Origin of the sequence: Mesobacillus maritimus, assembly GCF_023715205.1 — a bacterium.
Taxonomy (GTDB): Bacteria; Bacillota; Bacilli; order Bacillales; family Cytobacillaceae; genus Mesobacillus_B; species Mesobacillus_B maritimus_C.
Window position 1 is genome coordinate 183,878 of sequence record NZ_JAMBNR010000009.1, and the last position, 15,192, is coordinate 199,069.

14 protein-coding genes are annotated in these 15,192 nt (G+C 34.6%); all 14 read left to right on the forward strand.

The genetic code is table 11. The annotated features are described in order from the left end of the window. Window positions 1–14: 14 nt before the first annotated feature. Complete coding sequence (locus M3182_RS14610; RefSeq protein WP_251558813.1) at window positions 15–692, forward strand: CpsD/CapB family tyrosine-protein kinase; 678 nt, start codon at window positions 15–17, stop codon at window positions 690–692. Window positions 693–818: 126 nt separating this feature from the next. Next, entirely contained in the window at window positions 819–1,583 is a 765-nt protein-coding gene (locus tag M3182_RS14615) for a tyrosine-protein phosphatase (RefSeq protein WP_251558691.1), read from the forward strand. A gap of 769 nt (window positions 1,584–2,352) precedes the next feature. Beyond that, window positions 2,353–4,173, forward strand: a complete 1,821-nt coding sequence (locus tag M3182_RS14620) for a polysaccharide biosynthesis protein (protein ID WP_251558693.1) — start codon at window positions 2,353–2,355, stop codon at window positions 4,171–4,173. A 44-nt stretch (window positions 4,174–4,217) separates the two neighbouring features. Continuing rightward, the gene (galU, locus tag M3182_RS14625) at window positions 4,218–5,102 is read left to right on the forward strand and encodes a UTP--glucose-1-phosphate uridylyltransferase GalU (protein ID WP_251558695.1); all 885 of its coding nucleotides are present in this window, start codon (window positions 4,218–4,220) and stop codon (window positions 5,100–5,102) included. A gap of 91 nt (window positions 5,103–5,193) precedes the next feature. Then, window positions 5,194–5,361 (forward strand): type II secretion system protein, encoded by a 168-nt coding sequence (locus M3182_RS14630; protein ID WP_251558698.1) that lies wholly within the window; start codon window positions 5,194–5,196, stop codon window positions 5,359–5,361. 550 nt (window positions 5,362–5,911) lie between these two features. Continuing rightward, a complete protein-coding gene (locus tag M3182_RS14635) occupies window positions 5,912–7,027 on the forward strand; it encodes a DegT/DnrJ/EryC1/StrS family aminotransferase (RefSeq protein WP_251558815.1) in 1,116 nt (371 codons plus the stop codon). Continuing rightward, window positions 7,027–7,668, forward strand: a complete 642-nt coding sequence (locus M3182_RS14640; protein ID WP_285868219.1) for a sugar transferase — start codon at window positions 7,027–7,029, stop codon at window positions 7,666–7,668. The genes M3182_RS14635 and M3182_RS14640 overlap by 1 nt, the downstream gene beginning before the upstream one ends. Beyond that, a complete protein-coding gene (locus M3182_RS14645) occupies window positions 7,665–8,642 on the forward strand; it encodes an ATP-grasp domain-containing protein (protein ID WP_251558700.1) in 978 nt (325 codons plus the stop codon). The genes M3182_RS14640 and M3182_RS14645 overlap by 4 nt, the downstream gene beginning before the upstream one ends. Continuing rightward, window positions 8,642–9,346 carry an HAD family hydrolase gene (locus M3182_RS14650; RefSeq protein WP_251558702.1) on the forward strand — a complete coding sequence of 235 codons (705 nt, stop codon included), beginning with the start codon at window positions 8,642–8,644 and terminating at the stop codon, window positions 9,344–9,346. Before M3182_RS14645 ends, M3182_RS14650 begins: the two co-directional genes overlap by 1 nt. A gap of 27 nt (window positions 9,347–9,373) precedes the next feature. Beyond that, window positions 9,374–10,498 carry a glycosyltransferase family 4 protein gene (locus M3182_RS14655; RefSeq protein ID WP_251558704.1) on the forward strand — a complete coding sequence of 375 codons (1,125 nt, stop codon included), beginning with the start codon at window positions 9,374–9,376 and terminating at the stop codon, window positions 10,496–10,498. A 53-nt stretch (window positions 10,499–10,551) separates the two neighbouring features. After that, window positions 10,552–11,739: a hypothetical protein gene (locus tag M3182_RS14660; protein WP_251558706.1), complete on the forward strand. Its 1,188-nt coding sequence runs from the start codon at window positions 10,552–10,554 to the stop codon at window positions 11,737–11,739. A 166-nt stretch (window positions 11,740–11,905) separates the two neighbouring features. Then, a complete protein-coding gene (locus M3182_RS14665; protein WP_251558708.1) occupies window positions 11,906–13,135 on the forward strand; it encodes a glycosyltransferase in 1,230 nt (409 codons plus the stop codon). A 116-nt stretch (window positions 13,136–13,251) separates the two neighbouring features. Then, window positions 13,252–14,301, forward strand: coding sequence for a polysaccharide pyruvyl transferase family protein (locus M3182_RS14670; RefSeq protein WP_251558710.1), 1,050 nt, complete (start codon window positions 13,252–13,254; stop codon window positions 14,299–14,301). Then, window positions 14,301–15,185: a glycosyltransferase family 8 protein gene (locus M3182_RS14675; RefSeq protein WP_251558713.1), complete on the forward strand. Its 885-nt coding sequence runs from the start codon at window positions 14,301–14,303 to the stop codon at window positions 15,183–15,185. The genes M3182_RS14670 and M3182_RS14675 overlap by 1 nt, the downstream gene beginning before the upstream one ends. The last annotated feature ends 7 nt before the right edge of the window (window positions 15,186–15,192 follow it).

Here is a 15,192-nt window from a genome sequence, read left to right on the forward strand (position 1 = left end):
AACAAGGGAAACAAATGCTATTGAATCAAAAACGAAAATTGGTCACACAAATTGACCCTAAATCACCGATTTCAGAACAATACCGAACAATTCGGACGAACATCCAATTCTCTTCTGTAGATGAAGAAATGCAAGTCATTATGGTTACTTCTTCAGGTCCAATGGAAGGGAAGTCTACCACAGCAGCCAATCTTGCCGTTGTGTTTGCCCAACAAGACAAGAAGGTTTTATTAGTGGATGCAGACTTACGGAAACCAACGATGCATTATACGTTTAACCAAACCAATACATTTGGGTTAACGACTGTTTTAGCGGGACAAATGCCGTTAAACGAAGCGGTGAACTCAACAGATGTGCCGAGCTTATCAATTTTAACCAGTGGACCAATCCCTCCTAACCCTGCAGAATTGATGGGATCAAAGAGCATGGAACGGTTCTTAAATGAAGCCAAACAAAAGTATGATGTGATCTTATTTGATACCCCGCCGATTGTAGCGGTGACTGATGCGCAAGTGTTGGGAAATTTATGTGACGGTAGTGTATTGGTTGCCTATAGTGGCAAAACCGACATGGAAGATGCGGCTAAGGCAAAAGACCTACTTTCGACAACGAAATCCAAATTACTAGGAGCTGTTTTGAATGGTAAAAAGCTCCAAAGCTCGGATTATTACTATTATTACGGTACTAAATAATAAAATTACAGAGAGAAAACGCTATTCGACTTTGTTCGACAAAATACACCCTTTGACCTATTGTTGGGTCGGTGGTAGCATAATGTCAGACAGAATTTTCGACAAAAATCATGTGGAGGGATTGTAATGATTGACATACATTGTCATATCTTACCTGGAATGGATGATGGTGCCCAAACTGTTCATGACAGCTTAGAAATGGCGAATCTGGCTGTTCAGGAAGGGATCACAACAATCATTGCAACTCCACACCATAAAAATGGTCGGTATGAGAACCCAAAAGAGTTGATTTTAAATAGAGTAGAAGAATTGAACAGGCATTTCCAACAGGAGAACATCTCCTTAAAAGTTCTTCCTGGACAAGAAACGGCCATTAACGGGGACATGATGGAGGATTATGAACAAAGTCAAATCATGACGTTGAATGGAACGCAGTATGTGTTTGTCGAATTCCCATCCAGTCATGTGCCACGTTATGCGGAAAAGATGTTGTTTGATTTGCAGCTTAAAGGATTAATTCCAATTATTGTTCATCCAGAGCGAAATGCCGAAATCATCGAACGCCCGGAGAAATTGTACAACTTTGTAAACAAAGGGTCTTTAGCCCAGGTTACAGCAGGAAGTGTTTGTGGCAAGTTCGGAAAGAAGATTAAGAGTTTCTCAGAACAATTGATTGAAGCAAACCTCGTTCATTTTGTTGCATCGGATGCTCATAACGTCACAAGCCGAGCGTTTCATTTGGGACAAGCTTATGACTTGATTGAAAAACAGTATGGTGTCGATCAAGTATATTTGTTTACTGAAAATGCACAGCTACTTGCGGAAGATATGAATGTATATAAAGAAATCCCGCAACGGGTAAAGAAGAAAAAGTTCTTAGGTATATTTTGAAATTGAGATTTTGGTTCCTAGAAAGAGATTAGCTTCTATTCAAAGAAACTAGAATAGAAGGTTACGATAAATGATGACAAGAGATAAACGAATGTTTTGCGCATAAGGTTGAAGATGTTCATTTGCAGGGCTTTAGCTCGGTAGCACAATAAAAACTTCAAAAGCGAAACGTAGCGATGTAACAACAGCTTCAGGGTTCTTCCCTGACCGGCGATGTCTCCTGTCCGTTATACATGGAGGCACTCGATTATGCTGTGGGATGCATTTGGGCAATCCTTAGACGCGTTATGTCGTCAGGAGCATGATGTGAGGGTGGGTTTGATGCCCAATAATACATTCAATCATTGTAAATAGTTAACGAAAGAATAGGTTAAAAGAACATGCTCTTTCGTTAACTATTTACATAAAAATAGGGATTGTTTAATTAATTAAATTTGAGGATTGTCCAGCTCCAGTGCCCTAACGGCTAGTGTCCTTCCCTCTCCGCCCTACGATAAGTCAACATCGAATCGCCTCCGGCTCTTCGTGTTTCCTTTATCGCGTTCAACGGGCAGTAATTACACAACTGCCCGTAAGAGCCCGATTGATTTTTCTAAGGGCTAAAGCCCAAAGAAAAATCTTATCTCAGTTGGAGAGCTCCAGGCCATACGCCGCTGAGCAGGGCACTTCCGCTTTTCGATGTTCAGCTTTCACAGGTTGTTCCACTGTATGAAGTTGGACTTTCTTTTTGTCTTTTTTCAATTGTTACCTATTAATAAGGAGGATTTTGATGAGTTATCGCAATCGAGTGTTAATGTTAGCTGGTTTGGATTCATTGATTGTGCTTTTTGCTATTTATTTAAGTTATGTACCCCTTCATCCATCAATTGAAACCTTCAGCTATCAACAAATTGTTTGGAGTACCGCAGTCTTATTGGTGCTTCACCATGTATTTGCTTCGATTTTTCAGCTATACAACAAAGCGTGGGAATACGCGAGTGTTGGTGAAATTGTTAGTATCGTTCAAGCGGTGAGTTTCTCCATTATCGGGCTTGCGGTATTTCAACTATTCTTAGACTTCCCAGTGTATTGGCGGGCCTTGTTTACCGCGTGGACGATCCACGTAATTCTAATCGGTGGATCGCGATTTATTTGGCGGATGTTCCGTGATCGCTATATAAGTAAAAAAGAAGATATGGAAAAAGTATTAATCATTGGCGCTGGCCAAGGAGGAACACTTGTCGCGAGGCAGTTATTAGGTAATCCTGAGCTTGGGCTAAAACCTGTCGCGTTTATTGATGATGATTTTCGTAAATATAAGCTGCAAATTCTTGGGATACCAGTTGTCGGTACATCCAAAGGAATCGTCGACGCGGTAGAAAAATACGGAATTGATAAAATTGTGATTGCAATTCCGTCCTTAAGCCGGAAAGAAATCAATCGGATTTTCGACGAGTGTGCGAAAACAAAATTAAAAACACAGATTATGCCAAAGATTGAAGATATCATGATTGGGAAAGTACCTGTCAGTCAGTTCCGTGATGTGGAAGTAGAAGACTTATTAGGACGTGAGCCAATTAAGTTAGATATTGAGGGTATTTCAGAGTATGTGTCAGGTAAAACAGTATTAGTAACAGGTGCAGGTGGATCAATTGGATCTGAAATTTGCCGTCAGATCTGCCATTTCACTCCAGGAAAAATTGTTCTTGTCGGACATGGGGAGAACAGTATTTATTCCATTGATATGGAGTTGAAAAATCTCTATCGGGATTCCATTAAGATTGTTCCTGTTATTGCAGACATTCAAGACCGTGATCGCATACTTGAGGTAATGCAAGAACATAAGCCAGATGTGGTATATCATGCGGCTGCGCATAAGCATGTGCCGATGATGGAATATAATCCAAGAGAAGCTGTAAAGAACAATGTGTTTGGAACGAAGAATGTGGCAGAAGCAGCGGATGCATCTGGGGTTAAGGCCTTCGTAATGGTTTCTACTGATAAGGCGGTTAATCCAACGAATGTAATGGGTTCGACAAAGCGGATTGCGGAAATGGTGGTTCAAGATCTAGCAGACCGGAGTACGACGAAGTTTGTTGCGGTTCGGTTTGGGAATGTGCTTGGTAGCCGTGGAAGTGTTATTCCGTTGTTTAAGAAACAGATTCAAGCTGGCGGACCCGTTACCGTTACACACCCTGATATGACAAGGTACTTCATGACAATTCCTGAGGCTTCACGATTAGTGATTCAAGCAGGGGCACTTGCTCGTGGAGGAGAAATATTTGTCCTAGATATGGGTGAGCCTGTTAAGATTGTGGACTTAGCAAAGAATTTAATTACTCTTTCAGGTTATTCAGTAGAGGAAATTGGGATTAAGTTCTCCGGTTTACGCCCCGGTGAAAAGATGTTTGAAGAGTTATTAAATGAAAAGGAAATCCACCCTGAACCGATTTTCCCTAAGATATTTATTGGGAGAGCATTACATGAGCAGGATGAGGAAGTACGATACCTTCTCGAAAACTTCGAGGATTTCACGACAAATGATTTAAAAGAGTACGTGATCAACTTGGCTAATCGTAGAGAAACTAGGAAACTCTTGGTTGCTAAGTAATATATACATGTTATAAATCTAGAAAAGGGATTGGAGAATTTAAAATGAAAAAAGTACGCAAAGCCATTATTCCGGCTGCAGGATTAGGGACGCGTTTCCTACCTGCAACAAAGGCGATGCCAAAAGAGATGTTACCAATTGTGGACAAGCCTACAATTCAATACATCATTGAAGAAGCAGTCGCTTCAGGTATAGAGGATATCATTATTGTTACTGGTAAAGGTAAACGTGCGATTGAGGATCATTTTGATTATGCCCCAGAACTTGAGATGAATCTAGAATCTAAAGGGAAATTTGATATTCTTGATCGAGTGCGTTACTCTACGAATCTTGCCGATATTCATTATATTCGGCAGAAAGAGCCAAAGGGTTTAGGGCATGCGGTTTGGTGTGCACGGAAGTTTATTGGAGATGAACCATTTGCGGTCTTATTAGGGGATGATATTGTTCAAAGTGATACCCCTTGTTTAAAGCAGTTAATCAATCAATATGAAGAAACTCATTCTTCAGTAATTGGTGTTCAAACTGTAGCTGATAATGAGACACACCGTTATGGGATTGTTGACCCTTCCGTTCAAGAGGGTCGCAGATATCAAGTCGAGAACTTTGTGGAAAAACCGGCCCAGGGGACAGCCCCTTCAAATCTAGCGATTATGGGTAGATATGTATTAACACCTGAAATCTTTATGTACTTAGACCAACAAGAAACTGGTGCTGGTGGGGAGATTCAGTTGACCGATGCCATTCAAAAGCTGAATCAAATCCAGCGTGTGTTTGCTTATGATTTTGAGGGCAAACGATTTGATGTTGGCGAGAAGAGTGGGTTTGTAAAAACAACGATTGAATTTGCTTTGCAGAATGAAGAAATCCGGGAAGAGTTAATGGAATATCTTGAAGAAGTGTTGAAAAAAAGTCGTTTAGAAATATAACTCTGAAGCTGTTAGGTGATGGTTTGCTGCTAGTAAATTCCTCTTAGAATGGTATCATCTATCCGTAAACAACTATGGATGGTGATTTTAGGTGTATCCTGATGTAAAAGCATTCAGTGAGGAGAATTCAAAGAATGCAGGTTTTACTTTAGTGGAAATCCTTGCAGTTCTCGTCGTTTTAGGGATATTAACAACAATCACAGTGCCTACTGTTCTGTGGATAATTGAAAATTCTCGGGAAGATGTATTTATGTTGTGACGGGGAAGTGAAATGTAGCATTCATTCTGAGTCTAACGATGACCCGGTGAAGAGAATGGTGATGGGAATGCTGTTCCTTTTCTATGATGTTGGATGAGTATGTTTGTTTAAGAGATTTGTGTATGGATTGTGGGGCAGTATAAGAGCGTTTAAGAATTTGATCTATGGAAAATTAGTTTATATTGCCCTTACGCTTGTGTTCAGGAATATTGATGATTGAATGATATATGTGAACACTATCGTAGTTAGATTGAACGCTAGAAACATTGCGGGATAAGGGTTTGAGTCGATTTTAGTGAGATTTATAGATTGATTGAATGGTTTATATAATAGGAAGAAACTCGTTTTGGATGACAAATGCAAAAATATCTATTTCTTATTTGCATGGTAGATTGAATAGATATTACGAGGTGGCTATCGGAAGTAGATAACGATTTTAGTGGTTTAGAAGTTGATTGGAGTTATAGTTTTGAGGATTCCAAGTGAGTCCTAATCTACTAAAATATTAACTTAACAAGGGAAGGAAGTCTAGATGATGGAGTCGACAAAAGTGAAAGAAAGAATATTCCTATCTTCGCCACATATGAGTGATGAAGGTTTTGAAATGCAATACGTACAGGAAGCTTTTGATACAAATTGGATTGCGCCCCTTGGTGAAAACGTAAATGGATTCGAAAGAGAGCTTGCTGAAAAAGTAGGATCTAAATCTGCTGCTGCACTTTCCTCAGGGACTGCTGCTATTCATTTGGCTCTTAAAGCAGCGGGAGTTGGAGAAGGGGATATTGTATTCTGTCCAACACTTACTTTCTCTGCTACTGCAAATCCGATCATATATCAAAATGCTATTCCTGTATTTATCGATAGTGATTACGAAACTTGGAATATGAGCCCAAAAGCATTAGAAGAAGCTTTTGAAAAGTATCCAGAAGTAAAGGCAGTGCTGGTCGTTCATCTATATGGTTTGTCTGCAGATATGGACAAAATTATGGAGATTTGTAAGAAACATAACGTAGCGGTTATAGAAGATGCTGCTGAGTCTCTAGGTACCTACTATAAAGGTAAGCATACTGGAACTTTCGGTGACTATGGCATTTTCTCTTTTAATGGAAACAAGATTATCACAACTTCCGGGGGTGGAATGCTTGTTTCTAATAATGAAGAAAGAATTGCAAAGGCAAGATTTTGGGCCACTCAATCCCGAGATCAAGCAAGACATTATCAACATAGTGAATTAGGATTTAATTATCGGATGAGTAATGTAGTTGCTGGGATTGGTAGAGGTCAGCTTAAGGTGTTAGATCAGAGAGTTGCCAAAAAGAACTATATTTTTGAGTTCTATAAAAGAGAGCTAGCTGGACTTGAGGGTGTTGAGTTCATGCCAAGTAATAAGTGGAATGAACCAAACTACTGGTTAAGCTCAATGACTTTGACAGGTAAGGTAAGGCCAATCGGCATTATGGATGCTCTTGAAAAAGAAAATATTGAATCAAGACCTGTTTGGAAACCAATGCATATGCAGCCATTCTTTAAGAAATATGATTTTGTTGGAACGGGTGTTTCAGAGAAGCTGTTTGAGAATGGTGTATGTTTGCCGTCTGACACAAAGATGACGGATGAGGACTTAGAAAGAGTTGTTAAGACTATTAAAGGGTTGTGGTTAGAATAATGAAGAATTCCAAAGGTGGTATTTATAAAAGGTTTGTAAAAAGACCGATGGATTTTATACTTTCTTTAATCGCTATTATTGTTCTTAGTCCAGTATTTTTAATAGTTGCTTTACTTGTTAAAACGAAGTTAGGTAGCCCTGTGCTATTTAAGCAGAAACGACCTGGGCTTAAAGAAGAGATTTTTCTAATGTATAAGTTTAGGACCATGACGGATGAAAGAGATGATAAAGGGGAGCTACTACCTGACAGTGTTAGATTGACGAAGTTTGGTAAGTTACTACGTTCTACATCTCTTGATGAACTACCGGAACTTTTTAATATTTTGAAGGGTGATATGTCAATTATAGGTCCAAGGCCATTATTGGTTAAGTACCTTCCTCTTTATAATGAGCATCAAAAACGACGACATGAGGTTAGACCTGGGTTATCTGGCTTAGCTCAGGTAAGTGGTAGAAATGCTATTAGTTGGGAAGACAAGTTCAATCTAGATGTAAGGTATGTAGAAAATGTGAGTTTTGTTAATGATTGGAAGATTATTTTTTATACTATTAAGAAGGTCTTTGTTAGGGAAGGTATTAACTCAGAGACTGCAGCAACAATGGAGTACTTTGAAGGTAGTAAGGTAGGGGACAATAAATGAATGAGATTAACATATTAATTTTAAGTGCTGGAAGACGTGTAGAACTGGTACAGTGTTTTCAAAAAGCAGCGAAAAAACTAAATGTAAAAAGTAATATTGTAGCTGGAGATTGTTCTAATACAGCCCCGGCTTTATACTTTGCAGACAGAACTTATAATTTACCGCGTATTTTTGAACCTAATTATATTGGTGCAATTATTGATGCTTGTAATCAAGAAAATATTTCGTTAGTAGTGCCGACGATTGATACAGATTTGTTATTACTTGCAGAGAATAAAAGTTTTATCGAGGAAAAAACAAATGCAAAGGTATTGATATCTGATTATAAAGTGATTGAGATATGTAGAGATAAAATCAATACGCAGAAATATCTAGAAGATAATGGTTTTGGAATTCCTAAGATGTATACAGATGAAGAAATTAGGACTGGTAATTTAAAGTTTCCGCTTTTTATAAAGCCAAAATCCGGAAGCTCCAGTATAAACATATTTAAAGTGAAAAATAATAATGAATTAAACATCTATAAGGATATTGTTAACGATCCTATAATTCAAGATTTTATGGAGGGTGAAGAGTTTACGGTTGATGTATTCCTGGACTTTGACAGTAATATTATTTCAATTGTTCCTCGGTTAAGGATAGCTACTCGTAGCGGTGAGATTTCTAAGGGGAAGATTATAAGAGATAGGGAGATCATTGATGATGTTACTAAGTTAATGAACGTACTTAAGCCTATTGGTCATATAACAGTTCAACTTATGAAAACAGATAAAGGAATTGAGTATATTGAGATTAACCCAAGATTCGGTGGAGGGGCACCAATGAGTATTATGAGTGGTGCTGATTCTTCTGAAAATCTTTTTAGATTGCTGATGGGTGAAAAGCTAGAGTATAACGAGAATTATAAAGATAACCTTACTTTTTTAAGATTTGACAGTAGTATTTGTTTAGATGAAAACATGGAGTTATTGTGATGGTACGAGCAATAATATTCGATTTAGATGATACTTTAATTTCTGAGAGGAAGTATATTGAAAGTGGTTATCGACATATTGCAAACTTATTAAGTAATAGGTATGACAAGGCTGCTACAGAACTGTATGAATTGTTAATCGATTTATTTAAAAACAATCCTAGGAATGTTTTTAATAGAATTCTTGATACATTAGGTGTTACTTATACCAAAACCGAAATAATCGATCTCGTAGAAGAGTATCGAAACCATTTACCTAGTATTGATTTTTTTAATGATGTATTACCTTGCTTAGACTTATTAAAGCAAAAAAATGTAAAAACGGGTGTTATTACAGATGGGTATGCTAATGCTCAGCGTAATAAATTGACGGCTATAAAAGCAAATAATCATTTTGATGAAATTATTGTAACAGATGAATTGGGAAGAGAGTTTTGGAAGCCACATCCTAAAGCCTTTGAAATTATGAAAGAAAAGCTGGATGTAGAATTTCATGAAATGATTTATGTCGGTGATAATCCTGAGAAGGATTTTTATATAAGTAGCATCTATCCTATAAAAACAATTAGGATTTATCGGAATGGAAATTGCATCTATAGAGATAATCCATATCTAAATGATATTAAGGAAAATTACTCAATTCATAGTTTAAGTGAATTGAATTCAATAATAAAAGAAAAAACTATAAACTACATCAAAAAATAGTTCCGAATGGAGAGTCAGTAACTTGAAATGAAAATACTATATGTTACAACTATATCTAATACTGTAAATGCCTTTTTGATTCCACATATTAAGCTTTTAGTTGAACAGGGACATCAAGTTGAAGTTGCTTTTAATGTGGTTCAGGACGTAAGCCCTGATTTAATTGAATTAGGAATTAAAATTCATAATGTAGACTTTCAAAGATCCCCGTTACAAAAGGGTAATTTACTTGCATACAAAAAAATACAACATTTAGTCATGGAAGAGGGATTTGAATTAGTTCATACTCACACTCCAATTGCATCCTTCATAACTCGAATGGCTTGTAGAAATACTCCGAATACAAAAATATTATATACTGCTCATGGATTTCACTTTTATAAGGGGGCTCCATTCAAAAACTGGCTAATTTATTATTCTATGGAGAGAGTTGCTGCAAAATACACAGATGCAATTATTACAATCAATCAAGAAGACTATATAGAGGCACAAAAATTAAAATTAAGAATAGCTAAAAACATTTTTAAAATACATGGTGTTGGGATTGATATAGGTAAATTTATAGATGTGGATTTTAATAAAAAGGTAAGGCTGAGAAAGGAATATGAATATAGTACTGATGATTTTATATTATTTTATGCAGCCGAGTTAAACTATAATAAACATCAGGATTTACTTATAGATGTAGTTAGTATTCTAAAAGATAAAATTCCAAACATTAAGCTTTTACTAGCTGGAGAAGGACCATTAACTAAGAAATACATTGAACAAGTTGACAGATTGGGATTAAGAAATAATATTGAGTTTTTAGGATTTAGAAAAGATATACCTAACTTATTAAAGCTTTCAGATATAGCTGTTTCTGCTTCAAGAAGAGAAGGGCTACCCGTTAATATAATGGAAGCAATGGCAACCGGACTACCAATTGTACTAACAGATTGTAGAGGGAATAGAGACTTGGTCATTAATAATGAAAATGGAATACTAGTTGATTTAGAAGATAAAGAAAGCTTTGCTAATGCTATAAAAAAAGTTTTTGATTCTGCAAGTTTAAGAAAAAATTTCAGTAAAAGAAATTTAGAACTTATAAATAGTTACTCTATAGATAATGTCATTAAGGAGATGAGGTTAATATATAATAATTTTTTATAAAATTTTATTTAAACTCTTTATGTGCGGATATTACTTAACAAAAGAGGAGAGCCATGAAATTAACTTATTGGAGTTTTTTAATTTTTATTATACTAAAGCAATTTTATATTTTTGAATCAGGGGGGGTGCAGCCGGGAGATTTATTCTTTTTACTTTCTTTATTTTTATTTCTTTTTACTAAAAGAAATAAAGAGATAAAAATAGATAATGTAGATCGTCTTTTGTTCTACTTCATAATTAGTATTATATTAATAAATGGCTTTTATGCTGCTTATCATCAAAGAATAGACTTTGTCTTATCTACATTGCACTATATATTTAATTTCCTAGTTGTAATTCTTTTTCGGCAATACGCTAAAGATATGTCATTTTTAGTAATGCTATTTAAAGCATGTAAACTTAATTTATGGATTCAATTATTTGTATTTTCTTTGGGTTGGGGAGAGTACTATGCTGGAGTTAGGTACATGGGGACTTTTAATGATCCGAATCAAATGTCCTTTTTTTTATATATTACATTAATGATTATGTACCTTATTTCTGAGATTATTAATAAAAAGATAAGTCTAATTTATTATTCGATAGTTACATTTTTAATTTTCCAAACTGCTTCTACGGGGATGTTTATTGCATTATTTATATTTATATTTTTGCTTATAATTTTTAAATTGCGCTTTAGTATATTAAAGAAGATCAATGCAAAAAAAATACTAATATTTAATATTGCACTTATAGTATTGATTTTGTTTGTGTCAACAACTCCAATTAATATTAAAAAGTTTTCAGAAGATAATTTTTTGTTCCAAAGAGTAGAGGAGAAAATGTCAAAAATAGGTAATGGCAACTATGCGACAAATTATAACCAGACGAATCTTATAGAAGAGAGAGGGATAGATAAATTATTTGTTTATCCTGAACGTCTAATTTTAGGTGCCGGTCAAGGCTACTATACGAGATTTAATCTCGCAGCACACACTGGTGAAATTCATTCAACAATCCCTAGTGTGTTGTTCAGCTACGGAATTCTCCCAACAGTTTTGTTGCTATTGTGGTTTATAAAGAATGTTAGAAAGGTTTCATTTGTTACAGTTTTAGTGTTTACTCCATTATTAGTGGAAAGTTTTACATTGTTAAATCAAAGACAGCCTTTTTTTTGGATGCTATTTATTCTAGCATTTATATATTCAAAATGTAATGATACCCAACAAAGTGTTTATTTAAGTGACACTATTCATAAATAAAGATTGTGTAGTTGGAGCTTTTAAGAAATGATAGTCTAATTGTTTGTCACAAATGAACAATATTTTTTGAATTTTCATAGGGAAATTAAAAGTAATTTTATAAGTGAATTGCAAATAAACAATTTTTTAAGGGAAGAAAGGAGATGTATGATGAGGTATTTGTATAGTGCCTTCATACAATATTAACATGAAATTATTATTTGTACATGATGGTGAAAAACTAAAAGAAGATAATCAAGGAACATATTACACAGATGGTAGTTATAATCAAAAAGTTTGGGATAGATATCTTGATATTTTTGAGGATGTAAGTGTGATTTTCAGAAAAGATCCTAAAATATATGATCCGGAATATGCGAAAAGTAAGTTTGAGTTTTTTGATAAAGAAAGAATTAATTTTATTGAAATTCCTACTCTTTCAACATCAATCTCATCATTCTTAAGTATTAATCAGAGGGTAAAGATGGAGAGGGTTATTAAGGATTCAGTTATCCAATGCAATTACTTAATTGTTAGATTACCAAGTCATGCAGGAAACATTGCTGTCAAGTATGCAAAAAAATATAAAAAGCCATACCTTATTGAAGTAGTTGGTTGCCCGTGGGACAGTCTGTGGAATCACAGTCTTAAAGGGAAAGCCTTAGCACCGGGTGCATTATTTTCTTTGCGAAAAACTGTAAAGGATGCTCCTTTTGTCATTTATGTAACCAACGAATTCCTACAAAATAGATACCCAAACAGTGGAAAAAATATAGGTTGTTCTGATGTAACTTTAACCGAATTTGATGATGGTATTATTAAAAAGAGGTTGGATAAAATTAACCAATTTTCTAATCAACAAAATTTAGTTATTGGAACAACCGCTGCAGTTGATGTTAAATATAAAGGGCAGCAGTATATAATTGAAGCACTGAGCTTTTTGAGGAAACAGGGTATTACCAATATTGAATATCAACTTGTAGGTGGGGGTAATAAGAAATATCTGGAAACAATATCTAAGCAATTAGGTGTTGAAGAACAGGTGAAATTCTTAGGTACCTTGCAACATAGACAAGTTTTTGAGTGGCTGGATCAGCTAGATGTATATGTTCAACCTAGTCGTCAAGAAGGGCTACCAAGAGCACTAGTAGAAGCTATGAGTAGAGGATTACCAGCTTTTGGGGCTAAAACTGGAGGTATTCCAGAACTAGTGGAAGATGAATATATATTTAGTAATACCAAAGATTATATCAATGAAATATGTAGAATTATTACGTCTTTAAATAAAGATGTCATGATTACCCAGGCATTGCGGAATTTTGAAGAATCTAAGAAATATGATAAACAAATTATTGAAAAACACCGTAGTAATTTTCTGTATGATTTCTTTGAAAGTGGTAAAAAGGAAACTAGTTAAATAGGTTATATTTAATAAGTCTAGTGAAAATGCACCAAAAACTCTTATAATTAATATTAATTTTAGTACAGCAGTAAAATGAAAACTGTTAGGATACATTGTAGAGGAGAATTATAATGAGAAAAATTACGATTTTCAATACATGGGTAACAAGCGAAAATACAGGAGATAGAATAATTATGGACGCTTGTCAGGAAATTATTCACGAAGTCTTCAATGACTCAATATATGTCGAAGTCCCCACTCATACAAAAATGTCAATGCATTCACACAACTTAATGCAAGAGTCTAGTTTAGGAATAGTTTGTGGTACCAACCTTTTAAAACCCAATATGCTAATTAGGAGATTGTGGAAAATAGGGCTACTAGATACTCTCTTTATTAAGGATGCTGTTTTATTAGGTGTTGGATGGCAAAGCTATTCAAAGGTTACTTCTCTATTTAGTAGAGTATTGTGGAGGCGTGTGTTAAGCGAGAAATATATACATGCTGTCAGAGATGAATATACTAAGGAGAAACTTCTAGAGATAGGAATAAAAAATGTTGTTAACACAGCTTGTCCAACGATGTGGAAATTAACAAAAGACCATTGTAAAAATATACCGCAAAATAAAGCGGAAGATGTAGTTGTAACTTTAACAGATTATAATAAGAATCTTTCTGCAGATAATTTAATGTTAGATATCTTATCCAAAAATTACAAAAGAGTGTATTTATGGCCGCAGAGTTATGGTGATATCTTGTACTTGGATGAATTAAACTTACCAGAGAATTTACAAGTAATTTCCCCGAATCTAGAGTCCTTCAATAAAATCCTAGAAAAAGATGTTGACTTTGTCGGAACTAGGTTACACGCAGGTATTAGAGCAATGCAAAAAATGAAAAGAACAATAATAATAGGTATAGATAATAGAGCAATTGAAAAAGAAAAATTCGGGCTAAAGGTTTTAAAAAGAGAAGATATCAATCGATTGCATGAAGTTATTAATCAATCATTTGAAACAGAAATATTTTTGCCTTTTGATGAGATCGATAAATGGAAGAGCCAATTTAAGACAACTTTAAAAAACAATGAAAAACATTTGCTATTTAGAGTAAAGGATAGTATCAAGGGATTCTTGAAAGGGATTATAGGATCTGCTAAGGCCGAGAAGGTAGGGAAATAATGATATCTTACCTATACTTCAAATATATAAGTGGAAAAAAGATTATAAAAAAATTGAATGATTCTAAAAAGATTGACTTTAATAACAATATTGCTGTAGCAATTTCTACGGACAGTACTTTTTTAAAGCAAACTAAAATTTTTATAAGATCACTAGAAAATGCATTAATGAAGGTTAATTTGTATATTTTAAATGTAAGTTTAAAAGAATTGGAATTAGAAGAAATTATACAAAGTTCCCCTGCTAATGTTGATGTAATGGTTATAAACATTAATGATGAAAGACTTGATAACTTAAAAGTTTCTAAAAAATGGCCTGTAGAGGCTTGGGCAAGAATTCTTATTCCAGAGTTAATTGATGAAGATGTGGTATTATATCTTGATGTAGATTGTGTAGTTACAAATGAGTTAACTTCAATAATTCAGATAGTAGATAGTGAGTTTTATATAGGTGGTGTAAAGTCTCCTTATTATATTAAAAACAAAGTAAATGGTATTTATTTAAATAAGGCGATTAATAGTGGTGTAATGATTATGAATTTAAGTAAGTTAAGAGAGTTTGAGTTTACTGAAAAAATTCTAGAATTCGCCGATAATTATAATGATAAATTAGTTATGCCAGACCAAGACGCGATTAATTATGTGTGTAGGGATATAATGGAAAATATTGATCCTAAATTTAATGTTATGAATTTCTTCTTTTCAAGTTCATTTAGCGAATTGAAAAGTAAATATGGTGAGGTTATATACAATAAAGAGTTGTATGAGTATTCAAAGAATAACCCTTCTATAATACATTTTAACGGTGGGCCTTTTAAGAGACCTTGGCAAAAAGGGATTCTAAAACATCCTTATAGTAAATTATATGAACACTATAACAAATAATGTTTTT